Annotated in this window: 14 protein-coding genes; 5 read left to right on the top strand and 9 right to left on the bottom strand. The window is 66.0% G+C overall.

Annotation, left to right across the window (positions count from 1 at the left end):
- Window positions 1–10 precede the first annotated feature (10 nt).
- Window positions 11–1,270 carry an adenylate/guanylate cyclase domain-containing protein gene (locus EDE08_RS06115; RefSeq protein WP_131868081.1) on the bottom strand — a complete coding sequence of 420 codons (1,260 nt, stop codon included), beginning with the start codon at window positions 1,268–1,270 and terminating at the stop codon, window positions 11–13.
- 171 nt (window positions 1,271–1,441) lie between these two features.
- Between EDE08_RS06115 and EDE08_RS06110 the strand changes: the two genes are divergently transcribed.
- Together EDE08_RS06110 and EDE08_RS06105 are read left to right on the top strand one after the other, a co-directional pair.
- Entirely contained in the window at window positions 1,442–2,599 is a 1,158-nt protein-coding gene (locus tag EDE08_RS06110; protein WP_131868080.1) for an MFS transporter, read from the top strand.
- 31 nt (window positions 2,600–2,630) lie between these two features.
- Window positions 2,631–2,822: a hypothetical protein gene (locus EDE08_RS06105; protein WP_131868079.1), complete on the top strand. Its 192-nt coding sequence runs from the start codon at window positions 2,631–2,633 to the stop codon at window positions 2,820–2,822.
- Here EDE08_RS06105 and EDE08_RS06100 read toward each other — a convergent pair.
- Complete coding sequence (locus EDE08_RS06100) at window positions 2,819–3,697, bottom strand: DMT family transporter (protein ID WP_131868078.1); 879 nt, start codon at window positions 3,695–3,697, stop codon at window positions 2,819–2,821. The genes EDE08_RS06105 and EDE08_RS06100 overlap by 4 nt on opposite strands.
- Before the next feature lie 99 nt (window positions 3,698–3,796).
- A complete protein-coding gene (dmeF, locus tag EDE08_RS06095; RefSeq protein ID WP_131868077.1) occupies window positions 3,797–4,771 on the bottom strand; it encodes a CDF family Co(II)/Ni(II) efflux transporter DmeF in 975 nt (324 codons plus the stop codon).
- A 196-nt stretch (window positions 4,772–4,967) separates the two neighbouring features.
- On the opposite strand from dmeF, the gene EDE08_RS06090 reads away from it, so the two are divergent.
- A complete protein-coding gene (locus tag EDE08_RS06090) occupies window positions 4,968–5,786 on the top strand; it encodes a chromate resistance protein ChrB domain-containing protein (protein WP_131868076.1) in 819 nt (272 codons plus the stop codon).
- The gene (chrA, locus tag EDE08_RS06085; RefSeq protein WP_131868075.1) at window positions 5,787–7,172 is read left to right on the top strand and encodes a chromate efflux transporter; all 1,386 of its coding nucleotides are present in this window, start codon (window positions 5,787–5,789) and stop codon (window positions 7,170–7,172) included. It abuts the gene before it with no gap.
- A 57-nt stretch (window positions 7,173–7,229) separates the two neighbouring features.
- Here the strand turns inward: chrA and EDE08_RS06080 are convergent, their stop codons facing one another.
- Window positions 7,230–8,123: an AraC family transcriptional regulator gene (locus tag EDE08_RS06080; RefSeq protein ID WP_131868326.1), complete on the bottom strand. Its 894-nt coding sequence runs from the start codon at window positions 8,121–8,123 to the stop codon at window positions 7,230–7,232.
- Between the two features lie 215 nt (window positions 8,124–8,338).
- On the opposite strand from EDE08_RS06080, the gene EDE08_RS06075 reads away from it, so the two are divergent.
- Window positions 8,339–9,094, top strand: a complete 756-nt coding sequence (locus EDE08_RS06075; protein ID WP_131868074.1) for an SDR family NAD(P)-dependent oxidoreductase — start codon at window positions 8,339–8,341, stop codon at window positions 9,092–9,094.
- Window positions 9,095–9,361: 267 nt separating this feature from the next.
- Here the strand turns inward: EDE08_RS06075 and EDE08_RS06070 are convergent, their stop codons facing one another.
- The 5 genes from EDE08_RS06070 to recO all read right to left on the bottom strand — a co-directional run bounded on the left by EDE08_RS06070 (window position 9,362) and on the right by recO (window position 16,324).
- Window positions 9,362–10,906: a GMC family oxidoreductase gene (locus EDE08_RS06070; RefSeq protein ID WP_131868073.1), complete on the bottom strand. Its 1,545-nt coding sequence runs from the start codon at window positions 10,904–10,906 to the stop codon at window positions 9,362–9,364.
- 4 nt (window positions 10,907–10,910) lie between these two features.
- Window positions 10,911–12,461: an ABC transporter substrate-binding protein gene (locus EDE08_RS06065; protein WP_131868072.1), complete on the bottom strand. Its 1,551-nt coding sequence runs from the start codon at window positions 12,459–12,461 to the stop codon at window positions 10,911–10,913.
- Between the two features lie 403 nt (window positions 12,462–12,864).
- Window positions 12,865–15,123, bottom strand: a complete 2,259-nt coding sequence (gene parC / locus EDE08_RS06060; protein ID WP_061877339.1) for a DNA topoisomerase IV subunit A — start codon at window positions 15,121–15,123, stop codon at window positions 12,865–12,867.
- A gap of 61 nt (window positions 15,124–15,184) precedes the next feature.
- Entirely contained in the window at window positions 15,185–15,472 is a 288-nt protein-coding gene (locus tag EDE08_RS38995) for a hypothetical protein (RefSeq protein WP_131868071.1), read from the bottom strand.
- Between the two features lie 99 nt (window positions 15,473–15,571).
- Window positions 15,572–16,324 carry a DNA repair protein RecO gene (gene recO, locus EDE08_RS06050; RefSeq protein ID WP_131868070.1) on the bottom strand — a complete coding sequence of 251 codons (753 nt, stop codon included), beginning with the start codon at window positions 16,322–16,324 and terminating at the stop codon, window positions 15,572–15,574.
- Window positions 16,325–16,340: the final 16 nt, after the last annotated feature.

Genomic DNA, 16,340 nt, shown 5'->3' with positions numbered 1-16,340 from the left:
CGCCGCGAGCTCAATTCGCCAGGTAGCGCTCGTAGCTCCCCGTCACCGGCTCGTTCGCGTCGACCTCCGGATCGAGCGTATAGAGATCCTGCGCGCGTCCGATGCCGCGCAGGGCGTAGCGGCCGGTGGAGACGAGATAGCGGCGGCCGGCGGCATCGAGGCCACCATAGAACTCGGATGAGGCCAGCAGCTCGCGGTCGACCGAGCGGCTCATCGAGGCGATGCGGCTGACCTCGTTGACGGTCGGGCCGACCACGGTGAAATCGAGCCGGTCCTCGCTGCCGATATTGCCGTAGAAGACCTCGCCGACGTGCAGGCCGACATAGGCCGACGTGGTCGGACGGCCCTCCGCCGCCCGCCGCTTGTTCAGCGCAGCGACATTCTTGCGGAACAGGTGCTCGGCCCGCAGCGCGGCCCGCCGCGCATCCGCCATATCCTCGCCCCAGAACATCGCCAGCACGCCATCGCCGATCAGTTTCAGCACGTCGCCGCCGGCGTGGTGGATCGCGTCGATCACGGTCTGCGCATAGTCGTTCAGGAACGGAATGATCTCATCGGGGCCGATGCTCTCGCTGATCCCGGTCGAGCCGCGCAGGTCCGAATACCACAGCACGGCATTGATGCGCTCGGTGACGCCGCGGGAGATGCGCCCGCGCAGCACCTGCTCGGAGGCATCGCGGCCGAGATAGACCCGGCCGAGCGTGCGCACGATGTCGACCTGCTGGGCCGACTTGATCGCGAGACCCAACACCGGCACGAGATCGCGCAGAGCCTCAAGCTCCAGTCCGGAGAACCCGCTCTCGCGGCGGGTGGTCCAGCAGGAGTAGAGGCAGTCCATCAGGCCGAGCGCGCCATTCTCGCCGAACCGATGCACGAAGGCGAGATAGTGCTTGTGGCCCTTCTCGGCGAGTTCGCTGATCTGCGAAAAATCCATCGACGGCGCATCGGCGAGATCGATCACCATCTCGTCGTGGCCATTCTCGAGCATGTGGAAGAACACCGAGCGGCGCCAGCTCCTGGCGGCGTCGCCGTCTGCGGTCGAGCCGTATTCGAAGGCATCGCTCTCGTTGCTGGGCCGGTCGCTCCAGCGAAAGCCGCGGCCCTCATAGATCGGATGCAGCGTGTCGATGACGACGAGGCCACGCGACAGTTCCAGCCCCTCGGCGCAGCAGCGCTCGCAGAAGCCGCGGAGCAGCTCGTTTTCGGGCAGGCCAGTCAGCCCCTGGCCGGTCAGCCAGTTCATCAGCCCAAGGCGGGAGGTCAATTGCATACGCCATTATGGCGTGCATTCGTGACGAGCGAAAGGCGCAGGCCCGCATGTGCACCAGGCTCCCGTCCCCCGCAGGTCGAATATGTCGCAGCGCCGGTTGACGCCCTCGCCGCGCGAACGGCAAATGTCGGCGATGATGACTTCGTCGGCCGAAATCGGAAGCCCGCGCGGATGACCCGGCGCCAGCTTCCGGTCATCCTGGCGCTCGGCACCACGCAGACGCTGGCTTGGGCCTCGAGCTATTATGTGCCGGCGCTGCTCGCCGATCCCATGGCACACGACCTCGGCGTCTCCTCCAACTGGATCTTCGGCGCGTTTTCGGCCGCGCTGGTGATCTCGGCCATGCTCGGCCCGCGCATCGGGCGGCAGATCGATCTCGTCGGCGGCCGTCAGGTGCTGTCGGCCTCGAACCTGATCATCGCTGCCGGCCTCGTGCTCCTTGGGTTCTCGCAATCGATCGCGGTGATGGCGATCGCCTGGCTCGTGCTCGGCATCGGCATGGCGATGGGGCTCTATGACGCCGCCTTCGCAGCTTTGGGGCGCATCTACGGCACCGAGGCTCGCCGGCCCATCACCGGCATCACGCTGATGGCGGGCTTCGCTTCCACCGTCGGCTGGCCGCTCACCGCCTGGGGCATCGCCCATATCGGCTGGCGCGACACCTGTTTTGCATGGGCCGCCGCCAACGTCCTGATCGGCCTGCCGCTCAATTTCTTCATGCTGCCGGCGATCAAGGGCGCGAAGCAGGCCGCGGCCACGGCCGCGAAGCCGCATTTGCCGCTCGACCGCACCATGATCCTGCTGGGCTTCATCTTCGCGGCGGTCTGGACCGTCACCGGTGCGATGGCCGCGCATTTCCCGCGCATCCTGGAGGCGACGGGGGCGACGCCGGCCGAAGCCATCGCGGCCGGCGCACTGATCGGCCCGGCGCAAGTCGGGGCGCGCATGCTCGAGGCCGGCTTCCTCAGCCGCTTCCATCCGCTGTGGTCGACGCGCCTCGCCTGCGTCACCCACCCGCTCGGGGCCGTGATCGTTGCGATCTTCGGCGGCGCTGCGGCAAGCGCGTTCGCGCTGTTTCACGGCTCCGGCAACGGCATCCTGACGATCGCGCGCGGCACGTTGCCGCTGTCGATCTTCGGCCCGAAGGATTTCGGCTATCGTCTCGGCATCATCGGCGCCCCGGCACGGATGGCGCAGGCCGTGGCGCCGCTCGCCTTCGGCCTGCTGATCGACCTCATGGGCGCCAAGGTGCTGATCGTCTCGTCTGCGCTCAGCCTCTCGGCGCTCGTGGCGCTGTTTCTGATCCGCCCCGAGCGGCCACCGGATTGACGGCGCAGCCGCTTTCGCGCAGAAGCGAGCCATGAGCGACGATGCCGGCCCGCCCCGCACATTCAAAGGCCTTCTGCGCTGGGCGACCACGCCGCCACAGGCCTGGGGCGTCTATCTCCTCGCCCTCCTACTGGTCTGGCTGCTGTCGTTCTATGCCGGCACGCTGAAACCGAAGAAGACGCCGGAGGCGAGCCCGCCGACGGCGACCGCGCCGTGGAGCTAGGCCGCTTTTGCCTCGCTGGTCGCAATCCAGATACCGGCGAACACCGCGACCAGCCCGACCAGAAGATTTCCCGTGATCGGCTCGCCGATCAGCAGCGTTGCCAGCAGAGCCGCGGCGATCGGATTGACCGTCATCGTATTGGCGACCCGGGCCGGCGTCGCCCGCGCCAGCGCCATGACCCAGAGGATGAAGGCGAGAGCGCCGCCGCCAATGCCCAGATAGACGCCGGCAATCCACTGCGCCGCCGTGAAGTGCGAGAGCGCCGCAAAGCTGCCGTTCACCAGGCCAACAAGCACCAGCATCCCGGCGCCCGCGCCCATACCGACGGTGAGAAAGCCGAGCGTGCTGGAGCGCTGCATCAGCGGACGCGACAACACGTTGTAGAACGCCATGCAGAACACGGCGCCGGTCATGATCAACTCGCCGCGCCAGGCGCCGGGCGGGCTCTGCGCGAGGCCCGCGGCAAGGGCCGCCGCCACACCGAGCACGGCGATGCCGACGCCCGTGATCTTGCGCGCGGACAGGCGCTCCACGCCGAGCAGCGCGCCGACCATCATGGTGTGGAGCGGCAACGTCGCCAGCGCGAGACTGGCGCGCGCGGCGGTCGTGTAGGAGACCGCGATGTTATAGAGGATGAAGAACAGGCCGAAGAAGCAGAAGCCAAGCAGCATCACCACCGGCCAGTCGGGCCGTTGCGGCCACCGCACGCCGAGCAGAAGCGCGCAAGGCAACAAGCAGAGGAAGCCGATCCCCCAGCGCAGGATCGCGAGCAGGATTGGATCGGCGCTGTCGACGAGATAGCGCGTAATGGCCGCAGCGCTCCCGCCGAAGCTGCTCGACGCCAGCGCGATCGCAACTCCGGCCCACTCGCCCACCGCCATCTCCCGTCACGGAGTTCCTCCGGAGCGTTAGCACGTCGCTGCTGCCAGCCTGGTGGCAGCAGCACAACGCGGCGGGTCCGTTCGCGCGGCCCGTCAATGCGGGCAGGTCTCGACCTCGACCGTGACGTGGCTGAGGCCCTTCAGCCCCGCGAGCCGCCGCTTGTAGACGGCCGGCTGCTTCGGCTTGTCCGACACCACCGAGAGCAGCACGGCACAATGGCCGGGGCCGACCTGCCAGAGATGGAGGTCGGTCACGCGGTCGTCGCCGACCTCCATGCGGGCCCGGATCACCCGCTCCAGCTTCTCGTCGGCGCGCACGTCGAGGAGCACCGCCCCCGATGACTTGATCAGGCCGAACGCCCAGCTCGCGATCACGACGCTGCCGATCAGGCCCACCGCCGGATCGGCCCAGACCCAGCCCGAATACATGGCGACGGCGAGCGCTGCGATCGCCAGCACGGAGGTCGCCGCATCGGTCATGACATGGACATAGGCTGCGCGAAGGTTGTTGTCGTGGTGATGATGATGGCCGTGATGATCGTGGTCGTGGCCATGATCGTCGTGGTCATCATGTGCATGGCTATGGTCGTGACCGTGATGGTGATGATCGTGGCTATCGCGCAGCAACCACACGCTTGCGAGATTGACGCACAGGCCGAGGGCAGCCACGGCCATGGCTTCGCCATAGACGATCGGCACCGGCGTGAACAGCCGCAGCACGCTCTCATAGGCGATCTCGACTGCGATCAGACCCAGGATGATCGCGCTGGCGAAGGCGGCAAGATCCCCGAACTTCCCGGTGCCGAAGGCGAAATGCGCATTCCCCAGGTGGCGGCGCGCGAAACGATAGGCGAAGGCGGCAATGCCGAGCGCCGCCGCATGTGTGCCCATGTGCCAGCCGTCGGCCAGCAGCGCCATCGAGCCGAACAGCGAGCCTGCCACGATCTCGCCGACCATCATGACCAGCGTCAGCACGACCACGAACCAGGTGCGGCGTTCGTTCTCGTCATGCTTCTCGCCCAGGAACGCATGGTCATGGGTCCATTGTTCGATGGAATGGGAATGCATCGAATTCTCCCGAAGATTCAGCTCAGTCGGGGCGCAATATAGACGGCGGGCACCAATTTTCTAAGGTCCAATCGTCCCGCGGATTGACAGTGCAATTTAGTTTCGCTGTAATCTGTGCCATGGGGATTTGAGCGATCTCCCCACGAGGCGACAGGCCCAAGCATCGCGTCCCGTTCGTTTCTTGCGAGGACGCATCATGTCAACATTCACGACCATCTCATCTGACAAACTGGCACGGCTGATCGGCACGGCGAACGCGCCTGCACTGATCGATGTGCGCACCGAGGAGGATTTTGCCGCCGACCGGCGGCTGATCCCCGGCTCCATCAAGCTCAGCCACGACGATGTGACGGACTGGGGCCGCGCCTTCGCGGGCCGCCGCGCCGTCGTTTCCTGCTTCCGCGGCGAGAAGCTCGCGCAAGGCACTGCGGCCTGGCTGCGCCAACTCGGCGTCGAGGCCGAGACGCTGGAGGGCGGCTTCGAGGGCTGGAAGGCGGCCGGGCTGCCGCTGGTCGATGCCCGCAAGCTGCCGCCACGCGATGCCGAGGGCCGCACCGTCTGGGTCACGCGGGCGCGTCCGAAGGTCGATCGCATCGCCTGCCCATGGCTGATCCGCCGCTTCGTCGATCCCAGCGCCGTGTTCCTGTACGTAGCGCCGTCGGAAGTGGTGGGGGTGGGCGAGCGCTTTGGTGCCGCCCCCTTCGACATCGAGAACGTGTTCTGGAGCCACCGTGGCGAGCTCTGCACCTTCGACGTGATGATCGAGGAATTCGGGATCGCAACGCCGGCCCTGCTTCGCCTCGCGACGCTGGTGCGCGGCGCCGACACCGCGCGGCCGGATCTGGCGCCGGAGGCACCGGGCCTGCTCGCGGCCTCGCTCGGGTTGTCCCGGATGTACGACGACGACATCGAACAGCTCGAAGCCGGCATGCTGCTCTACGACGCCTTCTACCGCTGGTGCCGCGACGCCACCACCGAGACGCACAACTGGCCGACCAACAAGGTGAAGGCGTAAATGGACATCCGTAACGTTCAAGCAGGAGCTGACGCCGGTCACGGCGTCAGCTTCAACGAGGCCTTTCGCGTCTGGCTGCGCGTCGCCTGTCTGAGCTTTGGCGGGCCTGCGGGCCAGATCGCGGTGATGCACCGCATCCTGGTCGAGGAGAAGAAGTGGATCTCCGAGGGCCGGTTCCTGCATGCGCTGAATTACTGCATGTTGCTGCCGGGACCTGAGGCGCAGCAGCTCGCGACCTATGTCGGCTGGCTGATGCATCGCACCGCCGGCGGCCTGATGGCGGGCGGGCTGTTCATCCTGCCCGGCATCATCGCCATCATGGGCCTCAGCTACATCTATGCCGCGTTCGGCAATGTCAGCTTCGTCGAGGCACTGTTCTTCGGCCTCAAGGCGGCCGTGCTCGCCATCGTCGTCGAGGCCGTGGTGCGCGTCGGCAAGCGCGCGCTGAAGAATCGCGTCATGATCGCGCTCGCGGCCGCGGCCTTTGTCGCGATCTTCTTCTTCGCGGTCGCCTTCCCCATCATCATCTTTGCCGCCGGCCTCATCGGCTATGCCGGCGCGCGAGCTGGCCGTCCGGAATTCGCGCCGGCCGGTCACGGCCCTGGCGGCAGCACCGCTGCGATCGACAGCATGCTCGGCGAGGCCGTGCCCGATCACGTCCGCCCCAACACGGCGCGCGCGATCCGCGTCGGTGCACTGTGGCTTGCGCTCTGGCTTGTCCCGGTGATCGCGCTGCTGCTGGCCTTCGGCCAGGCCAACGTATTTAGCCAGATCGCCTTGTTCTTCTCGAAGATGGCGCTGGTCACCTTCGGCGGCGCCTACGCCGTTCTGGCCTACGTGGCCCAGCAGGCGGTCGAGCACTATCACTGGCTGAAGCCGCACGAGATGCTGGACGGCCTCGGCATGGCCGAGACCACGCCGGGCCCGCTGATCATGGTGCTGCAATTCGTGGGCTTCATGGCGGCCTATCGCGACCCGAGCGGCCTGTCGCCGATGCTCGCGGCCACGCTCGGCGGCCTGCTCGCGACCTGGGTCACCTTCACGCCCTGCTTCCTCTGGATCTTCGTCGGCGCGCCCTATATCGAGCGCCTGCGCGGCAACACGGGCCTCGCCGGCGCGCTCAGTGCGATCACCGCCGCCGTGGTCGGCGTGATCCTCAACCTCTCGATCTGGTTCGCGCTGCACATCCTGTTCCGCGAGACCGTGCCGGTGCATGCGTTTCCGCTGAACTTCGACATGCCGGTGCTGACGAGCGTGGACATTCCCGCGCTAGTGCTGGCGATCGCGGCGGCGACGGCGATCTTCCGGTTCAAGCTGGGCATGCTGACGGTGCTGGCGGGAAGCTGCGCGGCGGGGGTGGCGCTGCGGCTGGCGGGAATGATCTAGTGAGAGGAGAGCGCCGTTACCTTGCATGTTCCGGGTGGTCGATGATCCGGCTTAGCGTCAGGCTGCGGTGTCCAGTTGACCGAGCGCGGCCTTGACATCCTTGGCAGGCGACAGCCCGAACAAGCGCCCATATTCCCTCGTGAATTGCGAGACGCTTTCGTAACCTACCCCGAAGGCCGCGCTGCTCACGTCAGAGCCCTCCGACAACATCATCCGACGCGCCTCGATGAGCCGCAACTGCTTCTGAAATTGCAGGGGACTGAGTGATGTAATCGTGCGGAAGTGCTGGTGAAACGAGGAAGGACTCATGGCAGCCGCTTCCGCCAGGCGCTCGATCCGCAGCGGCTTTGCATAGTCAGAACGAATGATCGCCACGGCGCGCGCGATGCGTTGCGCGTGGCTGTCGGCGACCCCGAGGGCCCTTATCGCCGCGCCGTGTCGCCCAGCCAGCAGCCAATAGTGGATTTCGCGAACGAACTGAGACTGCAGAACCGGCAAGGATGACGGACGTTCGAGCAGCCGCATCAAGCGAAGCGCGGCATCGGCAACCTCGGATTCGGTCGGATCGACGCGGACGGGAATGCCTTGCTGCTCGGGAGCAAGGTTCATCTCCACGATCAGGCTCGCGATCACCGCCGGGTCGAGCTCAACGACCAGGGAATAATATGGGAGCTGCGCACTGGCGCGGGTAATCTGGCTCACCGTCGGCACATCCGCCGAGATCAGGAGCGACTCTCCCGCGCCGAAATCGAAGGTATGCGCTCCCATCGTCACGCGTTTTCGGCCCTGCAGGACAAGCGCAACGAGCGGCCGATTGATTGCGTATTGGAGCTGGCCCCGCGTCGCTGCCCGTATGGCCGTAAGGCCCGGAATCGGCGTCCTGGCCGTGCCGTTCTGGTCGGAATGCAAGTCCGCATAGCGGCGAACAGTTTCGAGCAAAGTCGTCGTCATTTCCGCGAATTTATACCAGCCGCGGGCCACGGCAACCGGACATGGCCGGACTGCTTCAACTTTGGGCATGTGAATTGATCGTTCAACGCAGCGTCGGCCCCGCCTGAGCGACGCTCGCGGCCATTTGGAGGAATAGGCAAGAAGGCTCAAGGATCCGGCAACTCGAATGCTGCGGTGTCTGCCACCTTCGCCGTGTCAAACGAAGGAGACATCACATGGCAAAAATTGCAATCGTCACCGGTGCGAGCCGCGGCCTTGGCCGCAACATGGCCGTCAACATCGCGCGCAAGGGCAGCGATGTCATCATCACATACCGGAGCCGTGCGGACCTCGCGGAGAGTGCCGTTTCCGAGATCGAGGCGCTGGGACGCCGGGCCGTGGCCTTTCAATTGGACAGCGCCGACGTCGCCAAATTTCCCTCCTTCGCGCGAAGACTGGGCCAGACGCTGAAGGAGACATTTGGTCGCGAGAGCTTCGACCACCTCGTGCACAATGCCGGCGACGGCCTCTTCGCTCCGCTCGGCGAGACCACCGAGGCTCAGTTCGATCAGCAGATGAACCTGCACGTCAAAGGCGTATTCTTCCTCACCCAGGCCTTGTTGCCGCTGATGGCAGACGGTGGCTCGATCGTCACCATCGGCAGCGGCTTGACGCGTGTCACCTATCCGGGCTTCGCCGTCTACACCATGGCGAAAGCCGCCGCCGACATGATGGCGGTCTGCATGGCCAGGGAACTTGGGCCGCGTGGCATCCGCGTCAACAGCGTTGCGCCCGGCGCGATCGAAACCGACTTCGGTGGTGGCCTGGTACGTGACAATCCCGACGTGAACAAGCAATTCGCCGCCATGACTGCGCTGGGCCGCGTTGGCGTCCCGGATGATATCGGTCCGATGGTCGCGAGCTTGCTGAGTGAGGACAATCGCTGGGTTACGGGGCAACGGATCGAAGTATCAGGCGGCCAGACGATCTGAACGCCGAACATTGCCTTTGCGACATGCAAGGGTCGCTGTTTGAAGTGTGAACTGGAGAGCGATGGCCTCCCCGTTTGCGCCGTCGCTGCGAGCCAACGGGCGGACCCGTTGGCTCGCAATGACGTGGGAGCCGCTCGCCCCACACTCGGTGTCATCGCCCGGCTTGACCGGGTGATCCAGTACTCCGAGACGGGCGTGATCGAGAAGAAAGGCCGCGGCGCACTGGATGCCCCGGTCGAGCCGGGGCATGACACCGTTGTTGTCGCACTACCGCATCATCATCCGCGCGACCGCTTCGCCGATCACCACAGTGGTGAAATGCGTATTGGCGCGGCAGTCGGACGGCATGATCGAGGCGTCGGCGACGCGCAGGCCCGTGATGCCCTTCACCGTGCCATCGGGGTTGACCACGCCGTCGGGGTTGCCAACGCCGCTCATCCGGCAGCTGCCGGCGGCGTGCTGGATGTCGCCGGTCTCACGACGCAGCACCGCGTCGAGTTCGTGATCCGGCAGGCTAGCTGCCTGCGGCAGCGTCAGGTCGGTGTCGGTCAGCCGGATCCAGTCGGCGATGCCTGACAGCGCCGGCTGGGTGGTGATCACGGCGAGGCGCCTCACCGCATCCATCATCCGCAGCATGTCACGGGGATCGGCCAGCATGTTCTCCTCGACGACGGGATCGATTGTGGGATCGGTCGAGGCGAGCTTAAGCGTTCCGCGAGAATACGCGTTGAACAGCCCGGCGCCGATCGCCCCTGCTACCCCGATGCCGCGGTGATTGAACGCGATCAGGATCATGTCGCGCTTGCCGCCGTTGGCGAGGCCCGACGAGTAGGTCACGCAGCAATTGGTGTGGCGCGTATCGGGATCGGTGGGACGAAGCTCCTCCCGGAGCTGGATGGTGGCACGAAACAGCGGGTGGTCGAAGAAATGGCGGCCGACCGGCAGATCGCGCGCGACCGCGATCCCCATCGCCCGCAACTCCTCGGCGGGGCCAATGCCCGAGCGCAGCAGGATCGCCGGACTGTGAATGGCGCCGGCACACAGCACGATCTGCCGCGCGCTGATCTCGCTTGTGCCCTGCCCCTCGATATGAACGCGAACACCGGTCGCGCGGCCGTCGCTGATCAGCACGCGATCGACCAGCGCATGGCCGCGGATCTCCAGATTGGCGCGACCGCGCGCGGGCTCGAGATAGCCCTCATTGGTGGTGATGCGGCGGCTGTCGCGGCTGTTGATGGGATAGCAGGCGACGCCCTCGCCGCCCGGGCCGTTGACATCGGCACACCAGGGATACCCGGCCGCGAGCGCCGCGTCGCGCAGGCCGCGATCGATCGGGCCCCATGTCTCCGGCGGCGCGCGATAGACCGGCAACGGCCCGCCGCGTCCGTGGCCGTCGGCATCGCCGAATTCCAGATCATCCTCGATCACGGAGAACAGCGGCATCACCTCCTTCGCCGACCAGCCGATGCAGCCATTGGCCGCCCATTCGTCGAAGGCATCGGCAACGCCGCGGATGGCGATCTGGCCGTTCATCATCGATGAGCCGCCGAGCCCCTTGCCGCGCCAGTAGAAGCGAGGCTCCTGCCCCGCCACCCGGCGCGTCAGAAGGTCAGGCCATTGCCATTTCTCCTGGTATTCGCGCTTGTGGATGATCGGGATGGGATTGGGCGTCCGCACCTCCCATGGCGCCTCATCGGCGCGCCAGTCGCGCCCCGCTTCGAGCAGCAGGACGCGCCGGGCGGGATCCTCGGACAGCCGTGCCGCAACGGCGGCGCCGGCGGAGCCGCCGCCGACAACAATGACATCGTACATCGCGTTACTTCTCAACGTTCCAGAACACCGGGATGGCGGACGGTATCAGACCGCGCAACGTCGCGCGATAGGCAGCCGGCTGCGCGAACTGGCCCCAGGGAATCGCGGGTGCCTGATCGTACATGACGGCCTGGATCTCGCCCGCGATCTTCTTGCGGTCCTCCTCGGCCGGCGCCTTGGCGAAGGCTTCCAGCAACGGCGTGATGCGCGCATCGCATTGCCAGCCGGTGAAGTCGGCGCAGTTGAAGGCAACCATGACGTTGGTCAGCGGCGAACCCAGATCGAAACCGCCGGCGTGAACGCCGTAGACGCTCCAGCCCTCCTTCTTGGCGCGGCGCGCCAGCACGCTCGCCCAGTCCATCACCTGCAGATCGACGTTGAAGCCGGCTGCCTTGAGCCGTTCCGCAAGCACCTGCGCCGAGACGCGCGGGGCTTCGAGATCGTTGGCCTCCATGACGACGACGGGCTCGCCGGCATATTTGGTCGCCTTCAGCGCGGCTTTCGCCGCTTCGATCGAGGGCTTCGCCGCGGCCTCGGTGCCGGCCTTGCTTTCATAGGTGGTGCCGCACGTGAAGAACGTCGCGCAAGGCGTGGCGTATTTGGCATCGAGCCCGAGCGCATCCAGCACCTCGCGCTGGTCGACCAGCTTCCACAGCACGCGCCGGATCGCGGGATCGTCGAACGGTTTGGACGCGGCGTTGAGGCGGTAGGCGCCTGCGAACATGTTGCCGCCGGTGAAGTTGACGAGCTTGACGCGGGAGTTCTTCTCCAGCTGCGGCAACAGATCGAACGGGGCGTATTGCATGAAGTCGACTTCGCCGGCCTGCAGCGCGGAGGCTGCGGTCGCACCGTCAGGAATGACGCGGACCTCCAGCGTGTCGACATTGACTCGCTTGCCGCCGGCGAGGAAGTCAGCGGGCTCGGGGCGCGGCACATAATCGGCGAACTTCTTCAGGATCATGCGATCGCCGGTGCGGTGATCGGCCTTGCTGTAGACGAAGGGACCCGAGCCGACGATCTCGGTGATGCGCTGGTCGCCGGGCGTCTTGGCGATGCGCTCGGGCATCATGAAGGCGACGGGGCTGACGGGATTGCCGAGCGCGTCGATGACGAGACCCGACGGCTCCTTCAACGTCAGCACGAAAGTCTTGGCGTCGGTGGGCTCGAGCGACGCGGTGATCGCGAAGATGCGGCGGCCGAGCGCGCTGCGGGTGCCCCAGCGGCGCAGCGAGGCCACGCAATCGGCGGCCGTAACCGGCTGGCCGTCGTGCCACTTCAGGCCGTCGCGCAGCGTGAATGTGTAGGTCAAGTTGTCGGGCGAGACCTTCCAGTCCTGCACCATCTGCGGTTTGATGTCGCCCTTGGAATCCTTCGCAAACAGCGTATCGAACACCATGTAGCCAAACGTGCGCGTAATATAGGCCGTGGAGAAATGCGGATCGAGGGTGACGATTTCCGCCTCGAGCACCGCGACGAGATTCCCCGCCGCATGCGCCGGCGCCGCGGCCAGCGCGAGGCCGAACAGCGCGGGAATCATAGACTTGAGTTTGAACATTGGTTTCTTCTTGCCTTGGCGAAACGGTTACGGTCGCCAGCAAAAAGCAATGTTCGTGCCCACACGGCAGAAGCACGTATGCGCACACGGCTATCAGCCGCGCGTTTGCGGGATGCGCACTTCTGGGTTGGAGCGCGACTCCATCGCATCCCGTCATTGCGAGCGCAGCGACGCAATCCAGACTGCCGCCACGGCAAGACTCTGGATTGCGTCGCTGCGCTCGCAATGATGATGTGGATGCAGTTGCGCACCAATCTCGTGCCCCGGACGCAGCGCAGCGCTTCTTCAGCGGTGCGTTGCTGAGCCGGGGCCCATGCCGCCGAACATCGTCCGCGCAACATGGGTCCCGGCTCTGCGCGGCAATGCAAGCGCGTTGCAGCGCGTCCGGGACACGGGACCGTCCCTACCCGATGCCCCGGCCGAACTTGTTCGACTTCGGAAAACCCTTCGGAGGCAGGCGGCCGGCGTCAGCGCGGGTGCCTTGCCACTCGGCGAGCTCCTTCATGGTCGCGGAGAATTCGCGACCGGCGGAGTCCTTCCAGGTCAGGCCGGCCTTGGCGTCGAACACGGCAATATCCGAGAGGCCGCCATCCTTGTACTTCTGCAGGCGAACGCCGCGGCCGCGCGCCATTTCCGGCACCTGGTCGAGCGGGAAAACCAGCATCTTGCGGTTGTCGCCGATGACCGCGACGGTGTCGCCGAGCACTTCGGTGATCGCGCGCGCCTCGTTCGGCATGTCGACGTTGAGGACCTGCTTGCCCTTCTTGGTGGTGCCGACGCAATCGTCCTCGTTGACGACGAAACCCTGGCCCTCGTGGCTCGCGACCAGGAATTTGCGACCGCCCTTGTTGACGAACAGCGCGACGGGCGCCGCCTCCTGCTCGAGGTCGATGAACAGGCGGATCGGCTCGCCGTGTCCGCGGCCGCCCGGCAGCTTCGCGACGTCGAGCGAGTAGAACTTGCCGTTGGTCGCGAACAGCAGCAGCTTCGAGGTCGTCTCGGCGAAGAACGCAAAGCCGAGCTTGTCGTCCTGCTTGAAGGCAAGGCCCGAGAGATCCTCGACATGGCCCTTCATGGTGCGGATCCAGCCCTTGTCGGAGACGACGACCGTCACCGGCTCGCGCTCGACGAAGGCCTCCTCGATCGCGGCGAGATCGTGCTCGGGCGCGTCGGCAAAGGTGGTGCGGCGCTTGCCGAGCGGCGTCTTCGGCCCGAACATGTCGCGGACCTTGCCGACCTGCTCGCTGACCTTCTTCCACTGCTCAGGCTCGGAGGCCAGCACCGCATTGATGCCCTTGAGCTCGCCGCGGAGGTTCTTGTCCTCGGTGCGGATCTCCATCTCCTCGAGCTTGCGCAAGGAGCGCAGGCGCATGTTGAGGATGGCTTCGGCCTGCACCTCGGTGAGCTTGAACGCCTTCATCAGCTCGGGCTTGGGCTCATCCTCGGTGCGGATGATCTTGATCACCTTGTCGATGTTCAGATAGGCGATCAGGAACCCGCCCAGGACCTCCAGCCGGTGCTCGATCTGCGCCTTGCGATAATTGCTGCGCCGGATCAGCACGTCGCGCAGATGGTCGAGCCATTCGCGCAAGCACTCGGCCAGGCCGACCACCTTGGGCACCTTGCCCTTGATCAGCACGTTGAGGTTCAGCGGAATCTTGTTTTCGAGCTCGGTCAGCCGGAACAGCGATTCCATCATCAGCGCGGGATCGACGTTCTTCGACTTCGGCTCGATCACGATGCGGACGTCTTCGGCCGACTCGTCCCTGATGTCGCCGACCAGCGGCAGCTTCTTCTGGTCGAGCAGCTCGGCGACTTTCTCAATCAGGCGCGACTTCTGCACCAGGAACGGGATCTCGGTGACGACGACGACCCAGGTGCCGCGCGCGCCCTCCTCCTGCGTCCACCGCGCACGGACACGGAACGAGCCGCGGCCGGTGGAGTAGGCTTCGGCAATGGCCTGCTTGGAATCGACGCAGATGCCACCGGTCGGGAAGTCCGGGCCCTTCACCCACTTCATCAGCGCCTTGGATTTCGCGTCGGGCTTCTCGATCAGATGCAGCGCGGCGTCGCAAAGCTCGGCGGCGTTGTGCGGCGGGATCGAGGTCGCCATGCCGACCGCGATGCCCTGCGCGCCGTTGGCGAGCAGGTTCGGGAAGCCGCCGGGCAGCACGACGGGCTCTTTCGACTGGCCGTCATAATTGGCGCGGAATTCGACACCGTCCTCGTCGATGCCGTCGAGCAGAAGCCGCGCGACGTCGGTCATGCGCGCTTCGGTGTAGCGGTAGGCGGCGGGGTTATCGCCGTCGATATTGCCGAAATTGCCCTGGCCGTCGACCAGCGGATAGCGCGAGGAGAAATCCTGCGCGAGGCGCACCATGGCGTCGTAGATCGCCTGGTCGCCGTGCGGATGGAACGAGCCCATCACGTCGCCGACGATCTTGGCGGATTTCTTGAAGGCTGTGCCGGGGTCGAGCCTGAGCAGTCGCATGCCGTAGAGGATGCGCCGGTGCACCGGCTTCAGGCCGTCGCGTGCGTCCGGGAGCGCGCGGTGCATGATGGTGGAGAGCGCGTAGGCGAGATAACGCTCTTCCAGCGCCTCGCGCAGCGGCACCTCATGGATCTCGGCCGGTTCTTCCGGCGGAACGATTCGTTTTCCCATGCCGCCCGGTTAAACCGTGGAAGCGAATCGGGCAAGGATCGAATGGTTCCCTGTGGGCGGCCTAGTGGCCTGCCCAGCCGGCCGTGAATGTCTGGGTTTTGGCTTGACCAGGCGTTTGGGCGGGTGCCGGCGCATTGCTCACGCAGCGGCGGGCGGCCTCGATCTCAGCCTCGGTCGCGCCATGGGCCCGCGCCCATGTCTCTGCGGCGGCAGCAGAATATTTTGCCACATAATACCGGACGACCGTGCAGGAAGCCCGGCGAAACAAGCCGGGTTGCGGCTCGCCGGCCATTGCATCGGGCGCAAACGCAAACAGCGCCGCGGAGAAGGCGAATCCCCTGATCAACATTTAGGCTGTCCCCGTTATGGAACCTGAAGGCGAACTCGACCGGCCCGATTTGGTTCCTGGGAACTTCATGCCATCTGGCAATGCAGAGTCCCGATGAGCTCATGGCGCGGGAATCGCCGCCCTCGCCTGCTGCCGTATCAGGGCGTTGATGAAGCCGGCCCGCGCATCGGAATGGCCCTGCCCGCGCGGCTCCAGCACGTGACGCAGCAGGAACAGGCCGGTGAGCCGGAAGCCGTCCTGGAGATCCTGATCGGTGAGATCGCTCGCGGTCTCGCCATGGCGCAGAAAGGCCGGCAGCCGCAACAGCCGGTCGCGCCACGGCTCGCCCGCGCCGCGCGACACCGCGCCGCCGGATTTCGGCGAGACGTAGATCAGGTCCGCGGTCTCGCCGGTCACCGCGCAATTGTCCAGCGCCAGGCCGAAACCCAGCTCGGCGAGCATCGCCAGCTCGAAATGGATCAGATGCACGGCGGCGCTGCCGATGTCGTCGAAATCGTCGAGCGAATGTTCGAGCAACGCAAAGATCTCTTCGTGCGGATCGCGCTCCGGCAAGAGCCGCGCAACCGAGGCGAGATGGGTGACGCCATAGACCCCATGGGACGATGCCAGCAACGTCGCCGCACGCAGCTTCAATCCCTCGACGGCATAGGTCCCGAGATGCTCGTCGAGCCGCGCCCGCCACACCGCGCTGACGCTGTTGCCGGGCTGCAAGAGGGGTCGCATCCGCGAGCCGGCGCCGCCGCGGACGAGGCCGAGATGCCGGCCATGGGCGCGCGTCAAGAGCTCGACGATGGCGCTGCTCTCGCCATGCCGCCGCACCCCCAGCACGATGCCCTCGTCGGTCCATTCCATGGGAGAAGCCTACAGG

Source organism: Bradyrhizobium sp. R2.2-H (genome assembly GCF_004346455.1).
Classification (GTDB): Bacteria; Pseudomonadota; Alphaproteobacteria; order Rhizobiales; family Xanthobacteraceae; genus Bradyrhizobium; species Bradyrhizobium diversitatis.
The sequence above is the reverse complement of the archived record's forward strand: the minus strand, read 5'-3'. Positions and strand labels throughout refer to the sequence as shown.

Excerpts from the sequence above, each read along its gene's own strand:
- EDE08_RS06115 (WP_131868081.1), bottom strand. The coding sequence starts at position 1,270 with ATGCAATTGACCTCCCGCCTTGGGCTGATGAACTGGCTGACCGGCCAG.
- EDE08_RS06110 (WP_131868080.1), top strand. The coding sequence starts at position 1,442 with ATGACCCGGCGCCAGCTTCCGGTCATCCTGGCGCTCGGCACCACGCAG.
- EDE08_RS06105 (WP_131868079.1), top strand. The coding sequence starts at position 2,631 with ATGAGCGACGATGCCGGCCCGCCCCGCACATTCAAAGGCCTTCTGCGC.
- dmeF (WP_131868077.1), bottom strand. The coding sequence starts at position 4,771 with ATGCATTCCCATTCCATCGAACAATGGACCCATGACCATGCGTTCCTG.
- EDE08_RS06090 (WP_131868076.1), top strand. The coding sequence starts at position 4,968 with ATGTCAACATTCACGACCATCTCATCTGACAAACTGGCACGGCTGATC.
- chrA (WP_131868075.1), top strand. The coding sequence starts at position 5,787 with ATGGACATCCGTAACGTTCAAGCAGGAGCTGACGCCGGTCACGGCGTC.
- EDE08_RS06080 (WP_131868326.1), bottom strand. The coding sequence starts at position 8,123 with ATGACGACGACTTTGCTCGAAACTGTTCGCCGCTATGCGGACTTGCAT.
- EDE08_RS06075 (WP_131868074.1), top strand. The coding sequence starts at position 8,339 with ATGGCAAAAATTGCAATCGTCACCGGTGCGAGCCGCGGCCTTGGCCGC.
- EDE08_RS06070 (WP_131868073.1), bottom strand. The coding sequence starts at position 10,906 with ATGTACGATGTCATTGTTGTCGGCGGCGGCTCCGCCGGCGCCGCCGTT.
- EDE08_RS06065 (WP_131868072.1), bottom strand. The coding sequence starts at position 12,461 with ATGTTCAAACTCAAGTCTATGATTCCCGCGCTGTTCGGCCTCGCGCTG.
- parC (WP_061877339.1), bottom strand. The coding sequence starts at position 15,123 with ATGGGAAAACGAATCGTTCCGCCGGAAGAACCGGCCGAGATCCATGAG.
- EDE08_RS38995 (WP_131868071.1), bottom strand. The coding sequence starts at position 15,472 with ATGTTGATCAGGGGATTCGCCTTCTCCGCGGCGCTGTTTGCGTTTGCG.
- recO (WP_131868070.1), bottom strand. The coding sequence starts at position 16,324 with ATGGAATGGACCGACGAGGGCATCGTGCTGGGGGTGCGGCGGCATGGC.